The sequence below is a fragment of the Streptococcus suis genome (genome assembly GCF_002960425.1).
Taxonomy (GTDB): Bacteria; Bacillota; Bacilli; order Lactobacillales; family Streptococcaceae; genus Streptococcus; species Streptococcus suis_S.
Genome location: NZ_POIZ01000091.1, coordinates 1 through 302, shown reverse-complemented (window position 1 = coordinate 302; position 302 = coordinate 1). Strand labels below are relative to the sequence as shown.

1 pseudogene is annotated in these 302 nt (G+C 46.4%); it reads right to left on the bottom strand.

What is annotated here, in order from left to right:
• Positions 1-302: pseudogene (locus C1G57_RS10675) on the bottom strand (IS5/IS1182 family transposase); the annotation flags it as partial.

Below are 302 nucleotides of genomic sequence, written 5' to 3'. Positions count from 1 at the left end.
TCTGTCTCATGTAGGAGTTGTTTGAGTCCCTCGCTAGTGAGGCATTCTTCCTTGGACAAGGCAGTATTCACCCCTTCTTGAACTAGCTTGTCATAAAGGGCAGAAATGTTTCCGTTCAAGGCATCTTCATAGCGTTCAACGGCCTTTTTCCACGTGAAAGAATACTTGTTGGCATCAGCTTCTACCTTGGTCCCGTCAATGAAGAGAGCCTCATCTTCAATCAATCCATTCTCTCTGAGGAGGAGAGTGAAGTAGATGAAGGCAGATTTGATGAGCTGATTGGCGTGTGTGCTAGCCCGAAA